The organism is Paenibacillus soyae, assembly GCF_024623455.1.
Classification (GTDB): Bacteria; Bacillota; Bacilli; order Paenibacillales; family Paenibacillaceae; genus Pristimantibacillus; species Pristimantibacillus soyae.
This window is the reverse complement of the sequence record NZ_JANIPJ010000009.1, coordinates 150,849-172,394: the sequence shown is the minus strand read 5'-3', so window position 1 is coordinate 172,394 and position 21,546 is coordinate 150,849. Positions and strand designations below refer to the sequence as shown.

At 52.4% G+C, this 21,546-nt stretch carries 25 protein-coding genes; all 25 read right to left on the bottom strand.

Annotated features, from left to right (window positions below; translation table 11 throughout):
• Positions 1-13 precede the first annotated feature (13 nt).
• The 25 genes from uppS to NQZ67_RS14150 all read right to left on the bottom strand — a co-directional run bounded on the left by uppS (position 14) and on the right by NQZ67_RS14150 (position 21,534).
• Positions 14-778 (bottom strand): undecaprenyl pyrophosphate synthase, encoded by a 765-nt coding sequence (gene uppS, locus NQZ67_RS14270; RefSeq protein ID WP_257446796.1) that lies wholly within the window; start codon positions 776-778, stop codon positions 14-16.
• A gap of 108 nt (positions 779-886) precedes the next feature.
• Positions 887-1,441, bottom strand: a complete 555-nt coding sequence (gene frr / locus NQZ67_RS14265; protein WP_257446795.1) for a ribosome recycling factor — start codon at positions 1,439-1,441, stop codon at positions 887-889.
• Positions 1,441-2,169, bottom strand: a complete 729-nt coding sequence (gene pyrH, locus NQZ67_RS14260; protein ID WP_257446793.1) for a UMP kinase — start codon at positions 2,167-2,169, stop codon at positions 1,441-1,443. Before pyrH ends, frr begins: the two co-directional genes overlap by 1 nt.
• A gap of 127 nt (positions 2,170-2,296) precedes the next feature.
• The gene (tsf, locus tag NQZ67_RS14255; RefSeq protein ID WP_257446790.1) at positions 2,297-2,947 is read right to left on the bottom strand and encodes a translation elongation factor Ts; all 651 of its coding nucleotides are present in this window, start codon (positions 2,945-2,947) and stop codon (positions 2,297-2,299) included.
• A 114-nt stretch (positions 2,948-3,061) separates the two neighbouring features.
• On the bottom strand, positions 3,062-3,760 hold the full coding sequence (rpsB, locus tag NQZ67_RS14250) for a 30S ribosomal protein S2 (RefSeq protein WP_257446787.1): 699 nt from the start codon (positions 3,758-3,760) through the stop codon (positions 3,062-3,064).
• A 200-nt stretch (positions 3,761-3,960) separates the two neighbouring features.
• Positions 3,961-4,518, bottom strand: a complete 558-nt coding sequence (locus tag NQZ67_RS14245) for a hypothetical protein (protein ID WP_257446785.1) — start codon at positions 4,516-4,518, stop codon at positions 3,961-3,963.
• Positions 4,511-5,146 (bottom strand): DUF6115 domain-containing protein, encoded by a 636-nt coding sequence (locus tag NQZ67_RS14240; RefSeq protein ID WP_257446782.1) that lies wholly within the window; start codon positions 5,144-5,146, stop codon positions 4,511-4,513. The genes NQZ67_RS14245 and NQZ67_RS14240 overlap by 8 nt, the downstream gene beginning before the upstream one ends.
• A gap of 52 nt (positions 5,147-5,198) precedes the next feature.
• A complete protein-coding gene (locus tag NQZ67_RS14235) occupies positions 5,199-5,525 on the bottom strand; it encodes a hypothetical protein (RefSeq protein WP_257446779.1) in 327 nt (108 codons plus the stop codon).
• A gap of 29 nt (positions 5,526-5,554) precedes the next feature.
• Complete coding sequence (locus tag NQZ67_RS14230; RefSeq protein ID WP_257446775.1) at positions 5,555-6,961, bottom strand: flagellar assembly protein A; 1,407 nt, start codon at positions 6,959-6,961, stop codon at positions 5,555-5,557.
• Positions 6,962-6,976: 15 nt separating this feature from the next.
• Complete coding sequence (locus NQZ67_RS14225) at positions 6,977-7,762, bottom strand: FliA/WhiG family RNA polymerase sigma factor (RefSeq protein WP_257446772.1); 786 nt, start codon at positions 7,760-7,762, stop codon at positions 6,977-6,979.
• Between the two features lie 4 nt (positions 7,763-7,766).
• A complete protein-coding gene (locus NQZ67_RS14220) occupies positions 7,767-8,210 on the bottom strand; it encodes a hypothetical protein (protein WP_257446770.1) in 444 nt (147 codons plus the stop codon).
• A 1-nt stretch (position 8,211) separates the two neighbouring features.
• A complete protein-coding gene (locus NQZ67_RS14215; protein ID WP_257446768.1) occupies positions 8,212-8,703 on the bottom strand; it encodes a chemotaxis protein CheD in 492 nt (163 codons plus the stop codon).
• Positions 8,700-9,320, bottom strand: coding sequence for a chemotaxis protein CheC (locus NQZ67_RS14210; RefSeq protein ID WP_257446766.1), 621 nt, complete (start codon positions 9,318-9,320; stop codon positions 8,700-8,702). The genes NQZ67_RS14215 and NQZ67_RS14210 overlap by 4 nt, the downstream gene beginning before the upstream one ends.
• A 3-nt stretch (positions 9,321-9,323) precedes the next feature.
• Positions 9,324-9,785 carry a chemotaxis protein CheW gene (locus NQZ67_RS14205; protein WP_257446765.1) on the bottom strand — a complete coding sequence of 154 codons (462 nt, stop codon included), beginning with the start codon at positions 9,783-9,785 and terminating at the stop codon, positions 9,324-9,326.
• Between the two features lie 14 nt (positions 9,786-9,799).
• Complete coding sequence (locus tag NQZ67_RS14200) at positions 9,800-11,854, bottom strand: chemotaxis protein CheA (RefSeq protein ID WP_257446762.1); 2,055 nt, start codon at positions 11,852-11,854, stop codon at positions 9,800-9,802.
• 51 nt (positions 11,855-11,905) lie between these two features.
• Positions 11,906-13,360 (bottom strand): chemotaxis protein CheB, encoded by a 1,455-nt coding sequence (locus NQZ67_RS14195; RefSeq protein ID WP_257446759.1) that lies wholly within the window; start codon positions 13,358-13,360, stop codon positions 11,906-11,908.
• 25 nt (positions 13,361-13,385) lie between these two features.
• Positions 13,386-14,255 (bottom strand): MinD/ParA family protein, encoded by an 870-nt coding sequence (locus tag NQZ67_RS14190; protein WP_257446756.1) that lies wholly within the window; start codon positions 14,253-14,255, stop codon positions 13,386-13,388.
• Complete coding sequence (gene flhF / locus NQZ67_RS14185) at positions 14,248-15,489, bottom strand: flagellar biosynthesis GTPase FlhF (protein ID WP_257446753.1); 1,242 nt, start codon at positions 15,487-15,489, stop codon at positions 14,248-14,250. The genes NQZ67_RS14190 and flhF overlap by 8 nt, the downstream gene beginning before the upstream one ends.
• The gene (gene flhA, locus NQZ67_RS14180) at positions 15,486-17,516 is read right to left on the bottom strand and encodes a flagellar biosynthesis protein FlhA (protein WP_257446750.1); all 2,031 of its coding nucleotides are present in this window, start codon (positions 17,514-17,516) and stop codon (positions 15,486-15,488) included. Before flhA ends, flhF begins: the two co-directional genes overlap by 4 nt.
• A 45-nt stretch (positions 17,517-17,561) precedes the next feature.
• Positions 17,562-18,653: a flagellar biosynthesis protein FlhB gene (gene flhB, locus NQZ67_RS14175; RefSeq protein WP_257446748.1), complete on the bottom strand. Its 1,092-nt coding sequence runs from the start codon at positions 18,651-18,653 to the stop codon at positions 17,562-17,564.
• 12 nt (positions 18,654-18,665) lie between these two features.
• Positions 18,666-19,463 carry a flagellar biosynthetic protein FliR gene (fliR, locus tag NQZ67_RS14170; protein ID WP_257446745.1) on the bottom strand — a complete coding sequence of 266 codons (798 nt, stop codon included), beginning with the start codon at positions 19,461-19,463 and terminating at the stop codon, positions 18,666-18,668.
• An 11-nt stretch (positions 19,464-19,474) separates the two neighbouring features.
• Positions 19,475-19,744, bottom strand: coding sequence for a flagellar biosynthesis protein FliQ (fliQ, locus tag NQZ67_RS14165; RefSeq protein WP_257446743.1), 270 nt, complete (start codon positions 19,742-19,744; stop codon positions 19,475-19,477).
• Between the two features lie 21 nt (positions 19,745-19,765).
• Positions 19,766-20,473, bottom strand: coding sequence for a flagellar type III secretion system pore protein FliP (gene fliP, locus NQZ67_RS14160; protein WP_371825307.1), 708 nt, complete (start codon positions 20,471-20,473; stop codon positions 19,766-19,768).
• A 37-nt stretch (positions 20,474-20,510) separates the two neighbouring features.
• Positions 20,511-21,158 carry a flagellar biosynthetic protein FliO gene (locus NQZ67_RS14155; protein ID WP_257446738.1) on the bottom strand — a complete coding sequence of 216 codons (648 nt, stop codon included), beginning with the start codon at positions 21,156-21,158 and terminating at the stop codon, positions 20,511-20,513.
• 13 nt (positions 21,159-21,171) lie between these two features.
• Positions 21,172-21,534: a response regulator gene (locus NQZ67_RS14150; RefSeq protein WP_156280733.1), complete on the bottom strand. Its 363-nt coding sequence runs from the start codon at positions 21,532-21,534 to the stop codon at positions 21,172-21,174.
• Between the last annotated feature and the right edge of the window lie 12 nt (positions 21,535-21,546).

Sequence of the window (21,546 nt, the reverse complement as noted above, 5' to 3'; positions counted from 1 at the left end):
CCGTCAGATGAAGCTATAATCCGCCGTACCGCCGGGCTCTTCGCTGATATTGACCGATGGCCTCATAAAAATGCTTTTCCGTAAATTCAGGCCAATATACGTCCGTAAACCATAATTCGCTGTACGCCAGCTGCCATAACATGAAATTGCTGAGACGCAGCTCCCCGCTCGTACGGATGAGCAGATCCGGATCCGGCAAGCCGCTGGACAATAACCTCTCGGACATGGCCTCTTCGTCGATATCGCCCGGCGCGAGCTTTCCGTCCTTCACATCCTTGGCTAAGTCCCGAATCGCATCCAGCATTTCCATGCGACTGCCATAATTGAGCGCAAAGTTCAGGACAAGCCCGGTATTATTCGCGGTCTTGCTTATCGCCTCTTCCAAAGCGTTGATGGTATGCGGCGGCAGGTTGTCGCGAGAGCCCATCATTCGAACTTGCACGTTGTTGGAGACGAGCTCATCCAGCTCGATATCCAGAAATTGCTGCGGAAGCTTCATGAGGAAATCCACTTCCGCCTTCGGCCTTTTCCAATTCTCCGTGGAAAAAGCGTATAAAGTCAAATATTTGACGCCAAGCCGATCTGCGGCAATGGTTATTCGCTTCACCGTCTTCATCCCGGAATGATGGCCTGCCATCCGCGGCAAGCCGCGCTTCTTCGCCCATCGCCCATTCCCATCCATAATGATGGCGACATGGACAGGGATATTTTCGGAAGAGAGCGATTCGGCAGTCGGTGAGGATGAAAGGCCCAGTTTGGCCCATAGTCGCTTGATCATCTAGCTTCCTCCCAACCGAAGGCCATTATAATGTAGGTGCAAGCAATCCAATTCATCGAGTTATGGTAAAAACGTAACCCCACCTAGCGGAGGGGCTCTGCAGTCGTTTTACACTTCCATAATCTCTTTTTCTTTGGCGGATAGCACTTTATCCACTTCGGCAATATACTTGTCTGTCGTCTTCTGGATATCTTCTTGATGGCGGCGGGACTCATCCTCGGAAATATCCGTTTTCTCAAGCTTCTTCACGTCGTCGTTCGCGTCGCGTCGAATATTACGAATCGCGACCTTCGCGTCTTCACCGAATTTTTTGGATGTTTTTACGAGCTCCGCGCGGCGCTCTTCTGTCAGAGGGGGAACCGAGATGCGAATCGCAGACCCGTCATTCGAAGGCGTCAAGCCTAGATCCGATTTCAGAATCGCTTTCTCGATGGCGGCAACGGACGATTTGTCCCAAGGCTGAATCATAAGCGTACGCGAATCCGGCGTATTAATGTTTGCAAGCTGATTTAGCGGCGTCATCGCGCCGTAATACTCAACTTGTACGCGATCCAGCAATGCAGGGCTTGCTTTGCCGGCGCGAAGCGTCGACAGGTCGCGTCTCAAAGCGCCAATCGCTTTCTCCATCCGTTCTTCCGCGTTTTTTTTGATTGATTGCGGCATTATTTTGCACTTCCTTTCACGATGGTGCCGATTTTTTCTCCTAGCACGACACGTTTAATATTGCCATTCTCCGTGATGGAGAACACGATTAAAGGAATATTGTTGTCCATGCAGAGCGACGAAGCGGTAGAATCCATAACGCCGAGATTCAAATTGAGCACGTCCAGATACGTCAGCTCTTCGAACTTCTGAGCCGTCTCGTCCTTGAACGGATCGGCGGAGTAAACGCCGTCGACTTTGTTTTTGGCCATGAGGATGACTTCCGCTTCGATCTCCGCCGCGCGCAGAGCTGCCGTCGTATCCGTCGAGAAGAACGGATTGCCCGTGCCTGCTGCAAAAATGACGACCCGACCTTTCTCCAGGTGGCGGATAGCGCGGCGTCTAATGTAAGGCTCCGCGATTTGCTGCATGGCAATCGAAGTTTGCACGCGTGTTGGCACATCGATTTGCTCCAGCGCGTCTTGAAGAGCAAGCGAGTTCATAACCGTGGCCAGCATGCCCATATAGTCTGCCGTGGCGCGGTCAATGCCTTTGGCCGTGCCGGCAATTCCTCTCCAGATGTTACCCCCGCCGACAACGATAGCAACTTCTACGCCGAGCTCGACGACTTCCTTCACCTGATTGGCGATGGATGAAATGACGGAAGCTTCGATGCCGTACCCTTCGTTGCCGGACAAGGATTCGCCGCTCACTTTCAAGACGATGCGTTTAAATACAGGATGTTCCAACGTATATACCTCCATCATGCACCTCGCGAACGAGGCCACTCTAAATTAATACAGCCGTGCGATGAGACCAATCTCTTTAGACAAAAGCAAGGCGGGGCGGACGCCCCGCCCCGCCTGTGCGTTCGGATTACAGTTTCGCTTGAGCCATAACTTCTTCAACGAAGTTATCGACTTTCTTCTCAAGGCCTTCGCCCAGCTCGTAACGAACGAAGCGACGGATCGAAATATTTTCGCCGATTTTGCTAATTTTTTCGTTCAGCAGCTCGGAGATTGTTTTGTCTGGATCTTTGATGAAGGATTGCTCAAGCAAGCAATACTCTTCATAATATTTCGAGATGCGGCCTTCAACCATTTTCTCGACGATTTTTTCCGGCTTGCCTTCGTTAAGAGCCTGGTTTTTCAGGATTTCTTTTTCCTTCTCGATCTCGTCGGCAGGAACTTCTTCACGACGCACGAACTTCGGATTAGCCGCCGCGATTTGCATCGCGATGTCTCTAGCGAACTCACGGAATTGATCCGTCTTCGCAACGAAGTCCGTTTCGCAGTTGACTTCAACCAGAACGCCGATACGGCCTCCAGCATGTATGTAGGATTCAACTACGCCTTCCGTAGCGATACGGCCAGCTTTGTTAGCTGCAGCCGCAAGGCCCTTCTCGCGAAGCAGCGCGATCGCTTTTTCAACGTCGCCGCCCGTTTCGTCCAGCGCTTTTTTGCAATCGAGCATGCCTGCTCCCGTTCTCTCACGTAGTTCTTTTACCGCGCTTGCGCTTACTGCCATGTGAAACCCTCCTAAAAGTTTACATCCGATTTTTGTTCAAAAAAAGGGCAGTGAGAGGTTTGCACCTTCTGACCACCCTTTGTTGTTTGCATGGTAACGCCATAGCCGTTAGGCTTAAGCTGTTGTTTGTTCGCCTTGGTTCGCTTCCACGATAGCGTCAGCCATCTTAGCTGTAAGAAGCTTAACAGCGCGGATCGCGTCGTCGTTACCAGGGATAACGTAGTCGATTTCGTCCGGATCGCAGTTCGTGTCAACGATACCTACGATTGGGATACCGAGCTTGCGAGCTTCCGCAACCGCGATACGCTCTTTGCGAGGATCGATTACGAACAACGCGCTAGGCAGGCCTTTCATGCCTTTGATGCCGCCCAAGAATTTCTCGAGGCGTTCCTTCTCCTTGCGGAGAATGATAACTTCTTTCTTAGGAAGAACTTCGAAAGTGCCGTCCTCTTCCCATTTCTCCAGTTGCTTCAGACGGTCGATACACTTCTGAATCGTTTGGAAGTTCGTCAGCGTGCCGCCCAGCCAGCGCTGGTTGATGTAGAAGTTGCCGCAACGCTCGGCTTCTTCCTTCACCGAATCTTGAGCTTGCTTCTTCGTGCCGACGAACAGCATAGTGCCGCCCTCTGCAGCGATCGATTTAACAAAGTTGTACGCTTCGTCAACTTTCTTAACCGTTTTTTGCAAGTCGATAATGTAAATTCCGTTTCTTTCTGTGAAGATATAACGATCCATCTTCGGGTTCCAACGACGAGTCTGATGACCGAAGTGTACCCCAGCTTCGAGAAGCTGTTTCATGGAAATAACCGCCATTCTTCAACACCTCCTGTAATGGTTTTTGTGTGTCCCTCCGCTAATCGCATCTTCCGTTAAAACTTTCGCCGGGCGAAAGCACCGTTAACGGAATTGATTACCGTGTGTTTTTAACACCGTCATTTAATATATCACAGTTGGGCATGCGGTGCAAGGACTCATTGAATATCAGATCACATTTTGTCGATATTCGAATGTTATTACTGATTGGCGATGATCTGCTCAGCCTCACCTTGACTATAGGGCTTGCTGGTGACGGCTTTTATGGCCGCTTCAATACCCGAGTCTTTGGCGAGAACATAATAACCGGCCCGAACCAACAGATTTTGTTTTTGCATTTCGGCAATGAATGCGCCTGCATCTTCTATTATCCCGCTCTCCGAAAACTTCGCCGCAGCTTGTTCTAGCGTTGTGCCGTGCACGATATGTATAAGTCGCAAATTACCGTTAGCCGACGATACGGCCGAAGCGGTCACAGCAGCTCCGGCAGACGGCGACGCTGCTTCGGGCGCTGTCGTCGCAGGTACGGGCGTTTGCTCAGGGGTATTCCCCGGCGCCTCTTCTTGCGGGACGTCCGTTGCCGTCTGATCTGGAGGATCAGTAGCAATCCCGGTCTCGAGAGGCTCGTTCTGCAGCTCCTCGCTGATTTCGTTCAGCCGGTCCTGGCTTGTTTCCCCCATAATAAAAAGCTGCAGCAACAGCGCCCCGATTATAATGCCGGAGCCAAGCCCGAGAAGAAACGTTCTTCGGTTAGACATGGGCGGCTTCCTCCTGCTTGGAGAGTCCAATGATAAGCTGAACCTCGCCTTTGTTCATTCCCAGCTTCTTGGCGATCGCCTCTACCGACTTGCCTTCGCCGTGCAGCTGGAACAATTCGGCATATCTCGCGTGTATCGAGTTCGACTTGGCCGCCGACTCCTTCTCGGCTTCAGGAGATTGCCCGGCCGACCATGCATCTTCCTCCGGGACTGCCTGGCTTGCAGCCGGTTGTCCCTGACCGCCAAGCTCGCCGTATCCGACTGACGACGCTTCCAATTGGGCGGCTTGCGATAGTACGCGCCGAGGCTGAGGCTGGGCCGCAGCTAACGCGGGTCCAACGACGGAATCCTGAAGCAGCTTCTCAAGCTGTCCGCACCGCTGCTCTAGCGAAGCAATCCGCTCATCTTTTTTTTCGGCCTCCTGCTTAGAGGTTTTCTGGGCTTCCGCGACCAGCTTCATAATCTGATCATTGTCTTTCTCCATGTTTTCCATGAATTGATCGAGAGCCGTTTCCATGTTGCGCACCGATTGCGTGGATTGATCCGCTTCCGGTTTCTTCTTCGGCATGAAGAAGGCAACCATGATGACAACCGCTCCGACAAGTACAACCGTTTGCCACGGATCCATCGGTTCCATCCCGCCTTTAAACTGTAATCAGGTATTGATCTTTCGATTGGGATTAAAATTTAATATCAAAATGATGACCTTTGAACGGATGAGCCGGGGGCTCCAAGCTGCTTTCTTCGCCTTGATTCGAAGCATCCCGTTTTTTCTTCCGCTTCTTATAAGCTTTTCCATCTGCGCTATCTTGATCCGTTTTCACGTCAAGATTTGAAGATTTTTCGATCCCCGTATTTTGACGGCGAAGCTCCTCCGTCTGCTTGGCAGACTGGCTGGCGAGCATCGTTTGTTCCGCGATCGGACGTTGCAGCGCCTGCTGATGCATGCCGCCGTATTCCTGCGTCCTTGGAACGGAGATCTGCAGATCCAAAGGCTTAAACGTCACGCTGCCACTCTCCTTCGCTTTGGGCTCGGCTATGAATGGTAAGGCGTGAGCGCGATATCTCCATCCACTAGACGGAAGGAAATTCGCTGCGCGCTGTCTTTGACGAATTTGGTGTATCTGCCGATGACAACCTTGGCCCCTCCGAACACCGTTCCGCTAACATTCACCTTGGAGCGGTCGGTGTCTTCGAGCGTTTTTTCGATTTCCAGCATCCTGGCTTTGGATTCATCGATGACCGCGTTCGTCTGGCGCTTCGTCGCGTTTAACTTGGCTCGAAGCTCGAGACGCTCCGGCGACAGCTGTCCGGCGGCCGCGAGCTGATCCAACAGGACAAGCGCTTTTTCCGTCTTCTCGTTGCTTTCGTATGACTGCTTTATAGTCGAACGCAGCTGTAGCAGCTCTTCTCGGAGCTGCGGATTTACGCCTACCTCAACGACGGTTGCAGTCGACATCATATTGCCAAGCGTTCTGACGACGACCTGCTCTCCGGCTTGAATAACGCCGCCGACGATAAGCCCTTTGGCACCGGAGCAAACAACGTTCTTCCCCGCTTTGACTGAGGAATGCATGATGCTTTGCGACACGATCACGTCTTCGCCCGCGTATACGATGCCGTCTTGAATGAAGGAGCTTTTGACATTCCGCCCCGCCTTCACGAAGCCCTTGTTGCCGGCCATAATGCCGCTAGTAATTTCGATGGAGCCTTCCGATTCCAGCTCCGCCCCTTCGACGCCTCCCACGACGCGAATATCGCCGGACGCCCGGACTCGGAATCCGTTCAGAACGTTGCCTCGTATGACGACGGTGCCGACAAAATCGATGTTGCCGACGCTGTAATCGACGTCGCCGTTGACCTCATAAACGGGGAACACGTTTGTTTTTCCTTTCTCCGTCATGGTCACCAGTCCGTCAATCGCCGCGTACAAGGCCGTCTGTTCTCCGTTCAGCACCACGTTTTTGCCTATTTTGAAGCGCGCTCGCTTGCCGTATTTCGGCGCGATCTCCTCTCCCGTAACCGTCATCCCAGAGGGCCCGGCAAGGGGTTCGATCAGCTCTGCGATTAATTGGCCGCGCTTAACGTTCTTAAGCTTTGTCACTTCCTTCAAATCGACTTTCCCATCCTGGCCTTCGGCCGGCTTAAGTTCTTCGTCTTCCATATCGAATACGAAACGAACGTATCCATCCTTTCCGGCAGGCGGATTGTCGCCTTGAGCGATGTTTACTTGTTCTTTGCAGAATGCTACAGGGTTGTGGCAGATTTGTTCCAGCACATCGGTTCGGAGTCCGTGGACAACGCCCTTGCTGCGTATGAATTGCGTAAGCTCGGAGACGGAACAAGAGAATTCGTCCGTCATTCGATTAAACGTAAGGAAGGCAGACAGCTTGTCGGCTGATGTCTGGATACGCAAGTAAGAGTCTAGCTGTGGAATGTCCACCTTACTCCCCCCTCTCTAATGCTGCATAAGTTGGTCCTTCTGATTCGCGAGCGCCGCCCGCAATCGCAGAATAGCCTTGGAGTGTAGCTGCGAAATTCGCGAAGGAGATAACGACATGACTTCCGCGATTTCGCTGAGCGAAAGCTCCTCATAATAAAACAAGGAAACGACGGTTCTTTCCTTCTCGGTCAGCCTGTCGATGCCTCGAGCAAGGGAGTCCTTCAAATAAAATTCATGAACCTTATGATCAGGATTTTTGGCTTTGTCGTCGACCAGGAGAGACATGCGGGTTTCCGACTCTTCCTCGCGGATCGGATCTTCGAGGGAGCATATCGACGCGACGGAAATATCCTGGAGCATCGTCACGAACTCCTTCTCCGACACTTGCAAATAATCGCTGACTTCGGCGTCCGATACCGAACGCATGTATTTCTGCTCCAAGTGCTGATAGGCGTCCTCGACCCGCTTCGCTTTCTCCCGCACGGAACGTGGAACCCAGTCGCCTTGGCGAAGACCATCGATAATGGCGCCGCGAATGCGCCACGATGCGTAAGTTTCGAATTGCAGGCCGCGCAAATAATCGAATTTTTCGATGGCATCAATTAAACCCATGACGCCGTTGCTGGCAAGATCGTCCTTAATGACGTTTTTAGGCAATCCGATCGCCATCCTGTTTGTTACGTAATCGACAAGCGGCAAATAATTTTCAATCAACTGTTTCTTCGCGTCAACGTCTCCATGCTCTTTCCACGCTTGCCACATCTGGATGTTTGTCAAATGAGGCGTCTTTAGCTCGGTCATCGACTCACTCTCCTGTCAGGTGACGTATGGCTTTCGCCAATTCTTCTGGTTGTTTGTTAGTGTTTGATACGAATTGAGGAGGAGCCAATGGTCGAAACTCGGCTTCCTGTTGTCTTTGATTCGTAGAATGGTCATCCGAGCTCCCTCCCTGCAGCTGCGCTTTTAGCAAATCATTCAAATCGTCGCCCTCATCGGGCGTCGTGACATCAAGCTGTCGTCCTTTCTCGGACGGCTCATTCTGAGGCTCTCCAGGCAACGCCATGGACGGCGGCCGCAGAATGAGAGCAAGAATAACCCGCGCGACGTAAGCCAAAAGGAAAAATGCCGCGAATGCGTACAATCCTCTGAGCATAACAACGGCGGGAGGATTGTTGCCGAATGAGAATAACGCGGTCAGCGTCACTCCCAATATGCCGAAAGCTACATTCCATCGCCATGTACCCAGCATCTTAAATCTCCTTTACGCCAAACTGCACGCTTCTAATAAATAGAATGCCCTTTTCGCTGTCAAATTCGACCGTTCTTCCGTAGCTGCCTCCGGTATCCTGGGCTTTGATCGGAATGCCGTAGCGGCTCAGCATCTCCGTGCAGCTCTCGACGTTGCGCGGTCCAATCCGAAGCGTGTCGGAGCCGCCCAGCGCGAACATTTGAGCGCCGCCGGCCATCTTCGCCTCCATCCGCTCCACTCGCGCCCCCGCCGCTTTCATGCGTTCCAGCAGCTCGGGGATGGCCGTATCGGCGTATTTCGCGACATTGATTTGCGACTCGCGGGCAATACTGGAGGAGGGCAACATGACGTGGGCCATGCCGGCTACTTTGCTTTTGGGATCGAACAAAGTAAGTCCGACGCATGAGCCTAAACCGGTTGTCTTCAGGACGGCTCCCTCTACCGCAATATTGAGATCCGCCATGCCCACCTTCACTAATGGCTGCCCTTTCATCCCAGATCGACTCCCAGTGCCTTGAATATTTTCGTGAATGAATCCGGATCAGGGATAAGGAAGAAATGGCCTTCCAAAGCTTGTCGATCCTCGATAAACGTCGTTTCGATTAACATGGCGGAATCGCCCATCTCACCATATTGCATCAAACCGTAGCTTAAGATCGCGCCCGCCATATCGAGGGCAATCGAAGGAACGGACGGCGCCATCGGAAGCTTCGTGAAATCGGCCAGGGACGATAAGTAAGAGCCTGCCAAAATGTTGCCGATCTCGCACAAAGCCGACAATTCCATCTCGGAGTAGCCTTCGCTCTCCTGATGATTCAGCGACACCAGCTGATTAAGCATGCGTCTGGCCGCCGGTTCTTCGATAATAAAAAACATGTTGCCGGGAGCTTCGCCCTCGACGCGCAGAAATACGGCAAGCACAATCTGCTCCGCTCCGCCTACGCGTTCCGCGACCTCTTCGAACGGCAGAAGGCTAACCTTCGGAACCGCCATGTCGACCGGCTTGTCCAGAAGCTTAGAAAGCGCGGTTGCCGCGTTTCCCGCCCCGATATTGCCTACTTCCTTCAGAACATCCAGTTCAAACGCTTGGAACGAGTCGAATGCCGCCACGGGTTAAACCTCAAGCTGCTCGATTTGAACAATTTCATTACGGTTCAGCACTTCCGCAAGATTCAGCATAATCAGCAGGCGTCCTTCCCCAAGCTTGGCAATGCCCCGCAAGTATTTAGCCTTGATTCCGCCCACGATTTCCGGCGGCGTGTCGATGTCGTCCGTGTCGATATCGATAACGTCATTCGCCGAATCGACGATAAAGCCGACTTCAACTTCTCCGACGGCGACTACGATGATCCGGGAATGCTCGGTTGGAGCCGTCTCCTCCAGATTAAAGCGGCCTCTTAAGTCGATGACCGGCACGACGACGCCGCGAAGGTTGATAACGCCTTTGATGAAAGCGGCCGTTTTGGGAACGCGCGTAATCGGCGACAGTCTTTCGATCGTGCGCACACGATCCACTTCAATTCCGTATTCCTCATTGCCCAGCGCGAATACGATCACCTTTAATTCTTCACCCATCGCAATAACCTCCCTTATTTAATTAACGCGTTCGGATCAATGATGAGCGCGACTTGGCCGTCGCCGAGAATCGTGGCTCCGGAGATGGCATGAATATTCGTTAAGTACTTACCGAGCGATTTCAGGACGATTTCGCTTTGGCCGATAAACTCGTCCACAAGCACGGCCGCCCATTTTTCGCCTTTGCGAATAACGATCATTTCGTTCTCTTCTTCCGTCGTCTCGTCGTAGTCCGGCGATTCGAGCACTTGGCTGAGCGAGACGACCGGAATGATGGTGTTGCGGAACTTGATCATTCGGTTTCCGTGCACGTTCAGCATGCTGCTTCGTTTCACGATGCCCGTCTCGACAATCGAGGTGAGCGGAATCGCGTATTTCTCCGAACCGAGCTTGATCAGCATGGCCGAAATGATGGAGAGCGTCAGCGGGAGCTGGACGGAAAATTTGGTGCCCTTGCCGAATTCGGAATGAACGGTCACGTTGCCGCCAAGCGACGTGATTTTGGTTTTGACGACGTCCAGTCCGACGCCGCGTCCCGAGATATCCGAGATTTTATCGGCCGTGCTGAAGCCTGGAGCAAATATAAGCATGTTGATCTCGTTCGAATTCAGCTTCTTGCTTTCCTCTTCGGTAATGACGCCGTTTTTGATCGCAGTCTTGAGCACCTTTTCTTGATTGATGCCTGCGCCGTCCTCTTCCACCTCGATAAAGACGTGGTTCCCGCTATGATACGCGCGAAGGTTGATCGTGCCGGTCTCCGGCTTGCCTGCCTCAAGACGCTTCGCCGTCGTTTCGATGCCATGGTCGACGGAGTTGCGGAGCAAGTGGACGAGCGGATCGCCGATTTCGTCGATAACGGTACGGTCCAGCTCGGTGTCCGCGCCGGTAATGACGAGATCGATTTTTTTGTCGAGCGACTTCGCGAGATCGCGCACCATTCTCGGGAATCTATTGAAGACGGAATCGACCGGAACCATGCGAAGCTTAAGCACGATGTTCTGCAAGTCGGAGCTGACGCGGGCCATATGCTCCACCGTCTCCGTCAGGTCGTTGCGCTTGATCTCGCTTGCAAGCTGCTCTAACCGAACCCGGTCGATCAACAGCTCGCTGAACAAATTCATCAAAGTATCGAGCCGATCGATGTCGACGCGGATGGTTCTGCCAACGGCCTGCGTTCCCGCTGCCGGCTTTTTGGCCGTCTCTGCTGCTTCTTTCTTCGCCGCTGGAGTCTCCTCAGCTTCCGCCGGTTTTGGCGGAGCTTCCACGGCCGCTGCCGCTGGCGCGGAAGTCAGCGAGGCCAGCGATTCGGCATCGAGAGGAGTAACCTCTACCGATGCGATCTCGGAAATGTTAGCGATTTGTTCGCGGAGCGAGGCTGCTGGAATCGTCGAAATCGTGAACACCTTAAAGGATCGGTCGAATTTCTCCTGCTCCAAGTCCTGGACGGACGGATCCGATTTGACGACCTCGCCAGTACGTTCCAGCACGTCGAACACCATGTAAGCTCTCGCGGCCTTCAGAACGCAGTTATCGTCAAGCGTAACCTGTACGTAATAAGGCTCGTGACCGGTTTCCATCGACTGCAGCAAAATGGATGACTGGAACTGATCAAGCAGCGACGCCGAGCTCTCTTCGCCTGCTGGCGCGCTCGTTTCCGAGCTTGCGGAAGGCGCGGACCCGCTCTTATAGTCGCTTTTCAGAATCGATTGGAGCGCGGCTACGATTGCCGTCACATCGGCTTTGCCGGTGCCGCCTCCGATAATGTCCTGCACCATGGCCTCAAGGGCATCCAAGCCCTTGAACAGCGTATCGAAAATAAAGCTGTCCATCTTCAGCTTGCTGTTGCGGACCAGATCGAGCACGTTTTCCATCTCGTGCGTCAAGGCGGCCAAATCTTCGAATCCCATCGTCGCGGACATGCCTTTGAGCGTATGTGCCGAGCGGAAGATGGATTGTACGATGCTCAAGTCTTCGGGGTTGCTTTCCAACTGGAGCAGATTTTCGTTCAAGGATTGCAGATGATCATTCGATTCATCGATAAACATGGACAAATACGCGTTCATATCCATTTTCTAGCACCTCCTATTTTAATAATCCTTCTACAAGAAGCCGTAATCCCATCATGGCATCGACACGGCGCTAACAAGCTTGGACGCAATATTGTGAAGCGGTAGCACCGTTCTAGCCGCGCCGCTTTCGACGGCTGAACGTGGCATGCCGTAGACAATGCACGTATCCTCCGATTCGGCGATCGTCGTGGCCGCTCCGTTATCCGCCAAAGCTTTCATGCCCTTGGCCCCGTCGCTGCCCATGCCCGTCATAATTACCGCATGTCTCTCCAGCTCGCGGAAGCCTAAAAGCGATTCGAACATGACGTCGACCGATGGCCGGTGCCCATTGCGCTGAGGAGCTTCCGTGAGCCTTATCGCAAAACCCGCTCCGTCCTTGATGAGCTCCATATGATAACCGCCGGGAGCGATGTACGCATGTCCTACGGCTACCCGCATCCCTTGCTCGGCTTCCACGACGGTTAATTCGCTGAAGCTGTCTAAACGCTGAGCAAGCGACTTCGTGAAACGAGGCGGCATATGCTGCACGATTAGGACGGGAGCCGGGAAATTGGCAGGCAGCGAGCAAACCACCTCATGCAAAGCTCTGGGTCCTCCTGTCGAAGTCCCGATCGCAACGACATGCTTGAAAGCCGAAGGTTTGCTTTCCATCCGATTTTTTGGCGCTGAAGGCTTCGCGGCAGGAACCGGTTTGACTTCAGGTGGTTTAACCGGAGAAGACTCCTTTATTTTATCCGCTCGACTGTTAAGCTCGTTTTTAGGCAATGCCTTCGTAAGCTTAGTATCGGTTTTGTTAGCTGAAGGCTTTGGAGCTTCCGCTCGCTCTGGCTTAAGCGGCCCCGGTTTTTCCGTTTTCGGGAGGCTGATTTTTGGTTTTTCTAAAATGGAAGACCCGCTCTTCTTGTTTTCCTTGTCCTTAAGCCCGGCCGCCGGATTATGCAAGGGCTTTTGCGGGGTTGCCGCATTGCCGCTGCCGCTGATTGGCTCGATGGTACTTGACCTGAGCGGCTTCTTAAACGGCTCCGTTTGGGAAGGCAGCTTTGGCGGCTCGGGGGCAATCGGCGATTTCGGCGACTCGGCAAGCAATACGCCGCTGCTTCGTTTGGCATAAACCGCGGCGCGGAGCTTCTCCAGCAGCTGCTCCCCGACTTGAAGAATATCGTCCCCAGACGTTCCGATGGATGGTTTGCGTATAAAATCGAATGCGCCGAACTGCAGAGCCTTGATCGTATCTCTCGTGTTGTCCTCGCTAATTCCCGACAACATGATAATCGGTACCGGCCTTGCCTTCATAATCAGCTGCAGGGCTTCGATTCCGTTCATTTTGGGCATTTCCAAATCCATCGTAATGACATCGGGCTTCATGTCAGCGGCTGCCGTAACGGCTTCAAGACCGTCTGCAGCGGTAGCCGTAATCTCGAACTGTCCGTCCTGAAGGATAAGGTCGCTAATTATTTTCCGCATGAAGGCGGAATCATCCACTACTAGAACGCGATATGGTGCCATCTCATCCCACCTCAATTCCAAAGGATCATCTCGAAAGCCTGAATAATTTTGTCAAAAATCCTTTGACGCCGTTGTTGTCGCCGCTATTCTGAGGAATGTCCAGAAATTGTCTGGCTATTCGCGTCAGAGCGACTGCCGCATCGCTGTCCGGGAACGCAATGATGAAAGGCACCTGCCGCTTAACGGCCTTGGATACGAGAGGATCGTCCGGCAAAATCCCGAGTGTCGGAAGCTCGGACTGCAGGAAGCGGTTAGCCACAAGGCTGATCTTCTGAGCCGTTTCCTTGCCTTCCCTGTGATCCGAGGATCGATTGACCACCAGCTTGAAAGCGATGCTCATATCCATGGCCTTCACCATCTTAATCAGTGCATATGCGTCGGTAATGGACGTCGGTTCAGGGGTTGTGACCACGATCGTCTCTTGTGCGGATGAGATGAATTTGACCGTTTCCTTAGACAAACCCGCTCCGGTATCGAAGAGAATAACGTCGTATTCGCCGTGGAGCTTTTCGATTTCGCTCGCGAACCGGTTCAGTTGATCGTCCGAAAGCTCCAACAAATCTTTAAAGCCGGAACCACCCGCGATATAGTGGATGTCCTCGGGACCAACCGACACAATATCCCATATCGTCTTCTCTTGCTTTAGAAGATGATACAGGCTGTAAGTAGATGTTCTGCCCATTAGCACATCGATATTCGCCATCCCGATATCGGCGTCGAACACGAGCACCTTCTGGCCTAGCCGCCTAAGCGCGATAGCGAAGTTCAAGCTGAAATTCGATTTCCCCACTCCGCCCTTACCGCTTGTTACGGTGACGATTCGTGTATTTTTCTGGTCTGTGCGATGCTCCTGCTGTCTGACCAAATTGCGCAGCGCTTCAGCCTGATCATTCATTTTCGCCGTCTCCTAACAGCTTATCCAGGTAAAGGCTTACCCGGAATCGCTCGATATCATCTGGTACGGTTTGGCCGCTGGCCAAATAGGTCGGTTGCAGCTGATATTTAAGGATCAAGTTAAGGATGGCTCCAAATACGGTCGTTTCGTCCAGCTTCGTGAACAGGACTTTACGAATTCCGTATTTCGTGAAACGATCCGCGATAATGGACATATCCGTCGTTTTTCCGGTGAGACTCAGAACCAGAATCGTCTCGTTCGGCTCGTTAGATTGCAGAAGACTAATCACTTCCGAAACGTATAGCTCGCTGCGGAAGTTTCTTCCTGCCGTATCCATAAAAATCAAATCCCGTTCTGCCAGTCCTTTATAGGCTTTCGGCAGATCGGAAGGCGAGAACACGACCTCCAGCGGTACATTTAAGATGTTCGCATAGGTGCGAAGCTGATCGACGGCCGCGATTCTATACGTATCTGAAGTAATAAAACCAACCTTTTTGCCGCGTTTAATCGTTTGATCGGCGGCGAGCTTGGCAATCGTCGTCGTCTTCCCGACACCCGTCGGACCGACGAAATGAACGATCCGCGCCTCGCTGCTTATATCCGCGTTGCTGAAAGGCTCGAGCCATCCGGCCATTATCGATTTGGCTTGCTGCCAAACCTCCTCCTTCTGGAACGAACGGTTTTCGCGCTTCTGCTTCTCGAGAAGCTCTTCGACGAGCTTCTCGATCCACTCCTCGTCAAGCTCCTGCTGCTGCAATCTTTCCTTCAGCTGCAGCATCGGCTCCGACATCTCATGAAGGAGGCTTTGCTGCTTGGAAAGCTTAATCATATACTCCCGCAAATCTCGAATTTCGTTTAGGATATACTGCTCTTTATTTTCCCGTTCCGCCGATTTTGGAGGCTGCGCTTCGACAGCAGCAGGCGAAGGTGCAGCCGCTGCAGGCGGTTCCATGACGGCCGTCCCGGCACTCGTCCCGCGCTGAGCCGTCTGCAAGATTTGCTCCACGACAGCGTGAACCTCAGGAGTTGCTTTACGCGGCGCCGGATCCGGTTGTTTGGGCGAGTTCGTTTCGACGGCAGCAATAACCTCCATCTTTTTCTTGCGGAACATCCCCATGAAGCCGCCAACCTTGATTTCTTTCGTGTCCAGTATAACGGCATCTTTGCCTAATTCAGTTCGAATTCGGGACACCGCCTCCGGCAATGCGTTGACCACGTATCGCTTTACTCTCATAGATTCACCACCCCTACGCTTTGTACTTCAACGGAAGGCTCCAGCTCGCTGTACGACAAAACCGGAACTTCCTGCATCGTTCTTTCGATAATTTGGCGCAAGTACATCCGAATCGTCGGCGATGCAAGAACAATCGGCTGTTGTCCGGATTGTATTTGACGATTCACGTGCTCGTTCAATTTATGATAGATCTGCTGCGTCGACACGGGATCCAGGGCGATGTAGCTTCCCTGATCCGTTTGTTGCACCGATTCCGCGATCTTCTTCTCGAGCTGCGGGCCGACGGTAATGACCTTCAGCGTATCCCCGCCCGGAGCGAACTGTTGCGTAATCTGTCTGGATAATGCCTGTCTTACATACTCCGTCAATATATCGGGATCCTTTGTATAATGGCCATGGTCAGCCAGCGCTTCGAATATGGTAACCAAGTCCCGAATAGATACTTTTTCTTTCAGAAGCTTTGCAAGAACCTTCTGAACGTCGCCGATGGTTAGAATGGATGGTATAAGTTCTTCGATAAGCGCCGGATACGATTCTTTTACATTCTCCACCAGCATTTTTGCTTCTTGGCGGCCGATCAGCTCATGGGCATGGCGTTTCACGATCTCGGTCAAATGGGTCGCCACGACCGAAGGAGGATCGACAACCGTATAGCCGGACAGCTCGGCTCTTTCCTTCATGGCTTCGTCAATCCAAATAGCCGGCAATCCGAACGCCGGTTCGGTTGTCTCAATGCCGACGACGGAGTCGTCGTCAAAGCCTGGACTCATCGCTAAATAGTGATTCAGCAACAGATCGCCGCGAGCGACCGTGTTCCCTTTAATCTTGATGACATATTCATTGGGACGGAGCTGAATGTTGTCGCGAATCCGAATAACCGGCACGACAAGGCCAAGCTCCAGTGCGCACTGCCTGCGGATCATGATGATCCGGTCAAGCAAATCGCCGCCTTGCTGCGTATCGGCAAGCGGAATCAAGCCATAGCCGAACTCGAATTCAATAGGATCCACTTGCAGCAAGCTGATGACGCTCTCCGGACTGCGGACCTCTTCGATCTGCTGCTCTTCGACAAGCAGGTCCTCCTGCTCCTGCCGCTTGACCATCTTCTTCTGCATCGTATAAGCGCCGAACGCCAGAAGCCCCGCGAACGGCCATGTGACTAGAATTCCGATTGGCGTAAGACCAAGCACGGCAACCGTAGCGGCCGCGACGTACAGCATCTTCGGATACTTGAGCAGCTGTCCCGTTACATCCTCGGACAAATTGCCGTCCGAAGCGGCGCGGGTAACGATCAAGCCTGCAGCCGTCGAGATAAGCAAAGCCGGAATTTGGGCAACAAGTCCGTCGCCGATCGTCAGAATCGAAAACGTTTGAAGCGATTCCGCGAACGGCATGCCGTGCATCGCCATGCCGACAATGAAGCCGCCAATCAAGTTGATGATCAAAATGATGATTGTTGCGATCGCGTCGCCTTTTACGAATTTCATAGCACCGTCCATCGCGCCGTAGAAATCGGCTTCGCGTTCGATCTTGGACCGGCGTTCCTTCGCTTGCTGTTCATTAATAAGTCCCGAGTTCAGGTCGGCGTCGATGCTCATCTGCTTACCTGGCATCGCGTCGAGCGTAAATCTTGCCGCAACCTCGGCTACCCGCTCCGAGCCTTTCGTAATCACGATGAATTGAACGACGACGAGAATAAGGAAGACGATAAATCCGATGACGACCTCGCCGCCCCCGACCCAGCTGCCGAACGTGGCGATTACCTCGCCTGCTTCCGCGTTCTGCAAGATGCTGCGAGTCGTCGAGATCGACAATGCCAGCCTGAACAATGTCGTAATGAGCAATAGCGACGGGAAGATGGAGAAGTCCAGTGCTTCCTTCGTATTCATGGAGACTAACAAAATCATTAACGCAATCGATATGTTCAAGATAAGAAGGATGTCGATCAGAATGATCGGAACCGGAATAATCATCATGAGGACGATACCGATAATACCCAGAATGATAATAAGATCTTTTGGTTTCATGATGGCTTCCTCCTTCTTCTGCGATGTCATCTTGCGCAACCGCGATTACTTCCGGCGGCCCTTCATTTTATATACGTAAGCCAGCACCTCGGCTACCGCTTGGAACAAGTCGGCCGGGATCACGTCCCCGATCTCTGCTCGTTCGTACAGCGCTCTGGCAAGCGGCTTGTTTTCCATGGTGAGGACGCCGTTCTCCTTGGCAATCTCCCTGATGCGCAAGGCCACATGATCCATGCCTTTCGCTAATATGGTCGGGGCTTCCATCTTGGAAGCGTCGTACTTCAAAGCGATGGCGAAGTGGGTTGGGTTCGTAATGACGACGTCGGCTTTGGGAACATCCTGCATCATTCGTTGCAGCGCCATCTTGCGCTGTCTTTCGCGAATCCGGCCTTTGATCATCGGATCGCCTTCCGATTTCTTGTATTCGTCTTTAATGTCCTGCTTGGACATTCTCAAGCTCTTTTCGTGCTCGTACTTCTGATACATCCAGTCCAATAAAGCAAGAACGGCCATAACGGCACCGATCTGCAGCCCCAAACTTATCGTCAATCCCGCCGTAAAAGAAAAGATGGATTCGAGGGGCATGCTGGACAGCGACAGCATCTTGTCCCATTGGCGCATGATGGTCGAGTAAACCAGCGTGCCGATTATCGTAACCTTCAGGATGCTCTTGAGAAATTCCACCAAGCTTCTTACGGCAAAAATCCGTTTAAAGCCTTCGATCGGATTCAATTTTTTGAGTTGGACCTTAAGCCCTTCGCCCGTTAACAAAAATCCGAATTGCATGATGTTGCCGACAATACCCGCCAGCATAACGATGGCGAATATGGGCAGCAGCATCATAAGGCACTCCACGGTAATGTTGAGGAACAGCTCCATGACGTTGGCGGTTGTCAGCTCCATGGTCAGCCAGTGCTCGAATAATCCGCCGAACATGCCGTTGATTCTTGATTTATAGTAGTCGCCCAGCATCATGAACGAAGCGAAGACGAACAGAAGAATCATGGCTGCGGGGAGATCCTGGGATTTAGCGACCTGCCCTTTCTTTCTGGCTTCCCGGCGCTTCTTTGGCGTCGCTTTTTCCGTTTTCTCTCCGGTGAATAATTGCAAATCCAGTTGAAAGCGAAATTTGCGCACCTTGTAAGCCTCCTATGGTCCTTCCTTCGGCGCTCCCTGCATGATTGCGAACAATTGCTCCAGCGAATCGAACATGATCGAGAACAATTTCTCGAACAAAATAGCAAGGCTCGGCATAAGCAGGACAATCAAAAACATCCCTAACATTAATTTCAACGGAACGCCGATAACAAATACGTTGAATTGCGGCGCGGTCTTCGTTAGAAAGCCAAGTCCCAGGTCCGTCAGAAACATCGCTACGACCAGCGGCGCGGCAACCTGCAGCGACAGCAGAAACGTGTTGCTGAACACCCGGATCAAAAAATCGGTAATGTCTCCGCTCGCCAGCCTGGCGAACAATTCGTTCTGCAGCGGCATCCACTGATAGCTGTCCATAAGACCGATCAGCATATGATGGTGACCGTTCATCATCAGGAACACAACCAGCATCAGCATGTACTTGAAATTGCCGAGCAGCGGCGCCGTTACTCCCGTGTGCGGGTCGACGACGTTCGCCATCGCGAAGCCGATCTGCATATCCATCAATGCTCCGGCGGTCTGTACCGCCATGAAGAACAGATAAGTGACGAAGCCGATCAACAACCCGATAATGATCTCCCGGATCACGGATAGCACATACTGCGCGTCGAGAACGATGCTTTGCTCCATCCCGTAAGAGAGGAATACGATCAGGGAAATAAAAAAACCTATTCCAATCTTGAACGTATTCGGCACGCCTCGCGAAGAAAAGACAGGAGCGACGACGAAAAACGCAGTAATTCGACAAAAAATCAGCAAAAAAATGGGAAACCCTTCTACGATCGCGTTCATTTTCTCACAACCTAACCGATGTATTGATGAAGATTATTCAGTAAGTTGTAGGTAAAATCGACAATCGTATTCAGTATCCACGGTCCAAAGACGATAATAGATACAAACACCGCGACGATCTTCGGAACAAAAGCAAGCGTCTGCTCCTGAATTTGCGTCGTCGCCTGGAAAACGCTAATGATCAAACCGACTACCAAAGCAAGGACGAGCATAGGAGCGCTTGCTTTCAAAACCGTGTAGACGGCGTCGCCGGCAAGTCCGATGATAAAATCCGCGCTCATCGCATTCGCCACCTGCCTTCATCATGTATTGAAACTGAGGAGCATCGATTTCGTAATTAAGTACCACCCGTCCACAAGCACGAAGAGCAGCAGCTTGAACGGGAGCGAAATCATGACCGGCGGAAGCATCATCATCCCCATCGCCATGAGCGTGCTGGCCACGATCATGTCGATAACCAGAAACGGGATGAAAATCATGAACCCCATCTGGAAAGCCGTCTTCAGCTCGCTGATCGCATAAGCGGGAATAAGCACCGTTAACGGAATATCCTCGACCGTCGCAGGCCTCTCCGTCTGCGTGTAATTCATGAATAGAAGCAAGTCCTTCTCCCTCGTGTGGGAGAACATGAAATCCTTCATCGGCACAGAGGCTTTGTCGAAGGCCTCCGTCTGAGTTAATTCCCCTTTCAAATAGGGCTGCATCGCCGTTTCGTTCACTTGTCCAAAGGTCGGCGCCATAATGAACATCGTCAAGAACAACGCGAGACCGATCAACACCTGGTTGGGCGGCATCATTTGCGTGCCTAGCGAGGTTCTGACGAAGCTGAGCACAATGACGATCCTCGTAAAGCTGGTCATCAGCACCAGTATGGCAGGAGCAATGCTTAATACGGTGATGAGCAGCAACAGCGACAAGGCGCTTGTGCCGGGTTGTTCGCCCTCCCCGCCCCCTATATCAATCGATATATCGGGAAGAGGCTCCGCGAACGCTTGCGAATGAGCAAACATCGAGAGCAGCAGAATTGCGGCAATGGACAGCCACAGCTTATTTCTTCTCATGATCCATCAACCGTTCGTTGGTATTATCGTCTTGCAGCATGGACTCCAACTGCTGTTTGCGGTCGGAATGCTTGCTCAGCTTGCTCTGCAGCATCTGCTGGAAGCTGGATTGCCCATTCCAATTGTCTTGTGCATCCGATGCAGACGTTGAATGGCGGTTCCGCCATTTCTGGACGAAGGAAGCGAAGTCCTTCGGCGACCACGTCGATTCGCCCTGTTGCTCCAGCGAGGCGATCAGTTCGGCCGCTTCGTCCGGATCGGACAGCTTATCAAGCAGCGTAATCTGTTGTCCTACTCCCACGATATAGACGCGCCCGCCGATGTCTACGACCTGCAGCGAGCTGTTCTGACCGAGGGCGATCCCGCCCAAGGAACGCATGGAACGATTCCCGCCCCAGAGCTGATTCCTCTTGGATAACCATTTGATGGCGAACAAGATAAGCGCGACGACGAGCGCCAGAGCCACCATCACCCAAACCAGATTGCCGATCAATTCGCCGGGAGATGATGCTGGAATCGGGGGTATTTCTTCCTCCAAGACGCCGCTGCCGCTGGAATCAGCAGCAGCATATGTCGGCAAAGCAGCAAACCCGATAGTCGAAAGGAAAGCCGCGTGCATTCTGAGATTCTTCATGGCAGAAGAACCGTTATCCTAGCGTTTTCTTAATCGCTTCGATAACGCGATCCGCTTGGAAAGGCTTCACGATAAAGTCTTTGGCGCCCGCCTGAATGGCGTCGATTACCATCGCTTGCTGGCCCATCGCAGAGCACATGATGACTTTCGCGTTGCCGTCGAGCTTCTTAATTTCCTTCAAGGCGGAAATGCCGTCCATCTCGGGCATTGTAATATCCATCGTGATAAGATCCGGCTTAAGCTCCTTGTATTTCTCAACGGCTTGCGCTCCGTCCTGCGCCTCTCCTACTACCTCGTACCCGTTCTTGGACAGAATATCGCGAATCATCATGCGCATAAATGCAGCGTCGTCTACGATAAGAATGCGGTTTGCCATCTTCATTTCCTC